The 3,469-nt window shown below is 67.7% G+C and carries 1 protein-coding gene; it reads right to left on the bottom strand.

The window, feature by feature from the left end; translation table 11 throughout:
* A partial coding sequence (locus B8460_RS10295) for an efflux RND transporter permease subunit (protein ID WP_048861512.1) occupies positions 1-3,130 on the bottom strand: 3,130 nt, incomplete at its 3' end.
* Between the last annotated feature and the right edge of the window lie 339 nt (positions 3,131-3,469).

The raw sequence follows: 3,469 nt of genomic DNA, 5'->3' as shown, positions 1-3,469 counted from the left end.
GCGGCCGGCGCGGGCGGCCGCGGTGCAGCAGCGAAAAGACCGTGGGGACGAAGATCAGCGTGGCGACGGTCGCCAGCAGCAGGCCGCCGATCACCGCCCGGCCCAGCGGCGCGTTCTGCTCGCCGCCCTCGCCGAGGCCGAGCGACATCGGCACCATGCCGATGATCATCGCCAGCGCCGTCATCATCACCGGCCGGAACCGGGTGAACCCCGCCTCGACCGCCGCGCGCACGGAATCGCCGTGCACCGCCAGCCGGTCGCGCGCGAAGGAGATCACCAGGATGCTGTTCGCCGTCGCGACGCCCATGCACATGATGGCGCCCATCAGGGCGGGCACGCTCAGTGTCGTGTGGGTGAAGAACAGCATGAGGATGATGCCCGCCAGCGCCGCCGGAAGGGCGGTGATGATGATGAACGGATCGAGCCAGGACTGAAAATTGACGACGATCAGCAGATAGACCAGCAGAATCGAGAAGGCGAGGCCCGACAGCAGGTTGATGTACGAGCTTTGCATCGTCTCGAGCTGGCCCCGCAGGCTGACGAAGCTGCCGCGCGGCAGCTCGTGGCGGAACGAAGCGACGATCCGGGCGACGTCGCGTCCCGCGGCCCCGAGGTCACGGTCCTGGACGGAGGCATAGATGTCGACCGTGCGGCGGATGTTGTAGTGGTCGACCGCCGCCATCTCCTGCGACCGCTTCAGCGTGGCGACGTCGGCCAGCACGCCGGGCTGCTTCGCCGTCGGCGAGGTGATCGGGATGTTCTCCAGCGCGCGCAGCGACGTCACGTCGTATTGCGGCGCCATGGTGGCGACCTGGTAGTTCACGCCGTTATGCATGTTGAGGAAGAACATCGGCGCGGTCTGGAAACTGCCGCTCAGCGTGTCGAGCACGCTCCCCGCCACGTCGCGCTCGGTGAAGCCCGCCTGCTGCGCCTTGGTGCGATCGACGTCGATCTCGAAATCCGGATAATCGAAGTTCTGCTGGATGCGCGCGTCGACGACGCCCGGGACCAGCTTGACCTTGGCCAGGATGCGGTCGGCGACCTCGCGGTTGGCCTGGATGTCCGCACCGTCGATCTTGATGTCGAGCGGCGCCGGCAGGCCGAAGTTCAGGATCTGCGTGATCATGTCGGCCGGCAGGAAGTAGAACATCATGCCCGGAAAGCGGCGCGGCATATCGACACGCAGCCGGCGGACATACTCGGCCGTCGGCCCGTGGTCGGGCTTGAGGGAGACCAGCACGTCGGCGTCCGCGGCGCCGATCACGCCGGACGAGGCATGCGTGAGGTTCATGCCGCTGTACGGCAGGCCGATGTCGTCGACGATGTTGTCGAGATCGCGCGCCGGCACGTCGGCGCGGATGACGTTCTCCACCAGGTCGGCCAGCCGCGCCGTCTCCTCGATCCGCGTGCCGGCCTTGGCGCGGAAATGCAGGATGAACTGCCCGCTGTCGGTGCTGGGGAAGAAGTCCTGCCCGAGGAAGGGCGCCAGCGCGAAGGCCGACAGGCAGGCCAGCAGGAAGACCGGGATGAACACCGCACGGCGCGCGACCAGCGCGGACAGCACCCGGCCATAGGCGCGGCGCATCTGCTCGAACCGCCGCTCGAACCCGGCCTGGAAACGGGCGAACAGGCCTCGCGGCGCGCCGTGGTGCTTCGCGCGCAGCAGATACATCGCCATGGTCGGCACCAGCGTGCGCGACAGGATGTACGAGGCCAGCATGGCGAACACCACCGCCTCCGCCAGCGGCACGAACAGATAGCGCGCCACGCCGCCCAGCAGGAACATCGGCACGAACACGATGCAGATGCACAGCGTCGAGACCAGCGCCGGCACCGCGATCTGCGCCGCGCCCTGCAGGATCGCCTCGTGCAGCGGCGTGCCTTCCTCCAGGAAGCGCTCGATATTCTCGATCGTCACCGTGGCATCGTCCACCAGGATGCCGACGGCGAGGGCGAGGCCGCCCAGCGTCATGATGTTGATGGTCTGGCCCAGGAAGCTCAGCGCCATCACCGAGGACAGGATCGACAGCGGGATCGACACCGCGATGATCACCGTGCTCCGCCACGACCCAAGGAAGATCAGGATCATCAGCGCAGTCAGCGCGGCGGCGATCACCGCCTCGCGGATCACGCCGCTGACGGCGGCCTTGACGAAGATGGACTGGTCGGCGAACGCCCCCACCCGCAGGCTCGGCGGCAGGGTCTGGAGCACGCGCGGCAGCATCGCCCGCACCCCGTCCACCACGTCGATGGTGGAGGCGTCGCCCGCCTTGAGGATGCTGACGAGCACGCCGCGCTGGCCGTTCTGCCGCACCACGTTGGTCTGCGGCGCGAACCCGTCGCTCACGGTCGCCACGTCGCGCAGATAGACCGTGGTCATGCCGACCTGCTTGATCGGCAGCAGGTTCAGCGCCGCGATCGTCACCGGGCTGGCGTTCAGCTTCACGTCGTATTCGAAATCGGAAATCTTCGCCGTGCCGGACGGCAGGATCACGTCCTGGTTATTCACCGCCTTCAGCACGTCGTCGGGCGACAGCCCCTTGGCCTGCAGCCGCGCCGGGTCGAGGTTGATCATCACCTGCCGCTGCTTGCCGCCATAGGGCGCGGGGATGGTGACCCCCGGCACGGTGACCAGCTGCGTGCGCAGGAAGTTCATCGACAGGTCGTTCAGCGCCTGTTCCGACAGCCCGTGCCCGGACACGCCGAGCTGCAGGATCGGCACGCTGGAGGCGGAAAAGTTGATGATCTCCGGCGCCTGTATGCCCGGCGGCATGAACCGCATCATGAACTGCGAGACGGCCGTCACCTGCGCGTTGGCGGTATCGAGGCTGGCATTCGGCTGCAGGAAGATCTTGACCAGCGACTCGCCGGCGAACGACGTCGATTCGATGTGCTGGATGTTGTCCACCAGCGTCGTCAGCGCCCGCTCATAGACGGTGGTGATCCGGCCTTCCATCTCCTCGGGATTGAGGCCGTTATAGGTCCAGACGACCGCCACCACCGGAATGTTGATGTTGGGGAAGATGTCGGTCGGCGTCCGCATGATCACCAGCGGGCTCATGATCAGGATCAACAGCGCGAGGACGATGAACGTGTAGGGACGGTTCAGCGCGATCCGGACGATCCACACGTCAGTCTGCTCCTTCGCGCCCCGGGGCGCGTCATTACCGGTCGGTCCGTCGCGGGTCGCGGGTGCCGGTCCGTTCCGGGGGCGGCCCATGGCGGGCACGGGCCGCCATGGCGGTCGGACCGGCGCAGACATATCAGGCCCGGACCGGTTGTCGCAAAACTTGTGCGAACATAACGGCCAACGCCAAATCGGGGGACCGCCCTACCGGCTGGAATGTTCCGCGACGCGCGCGTCGGCGCGCGGTGCATGATGCGTCGGGCGCAACCGCCACTGGTGCGGCGGGTTAGGGACAGCGACCGCGCGCGCGGCCCCGGCCCGCTCCGGCGCCGGCGATCGCGC

The sequence above is a fragment of the Acidisphaera rubrifaciens HS-AP3 genome, assembly GCF_000964365.1.
GTDB lineage: Bacteria > Pseudomonadota > Alphaproteobacteria > Acetobacterales > Acetobacteraceae > Acidisphaera > Acidisphaera rubrifaciens.
This window is presented reverse-complemented; position numbering and strand designations above follow the sequence as displayed.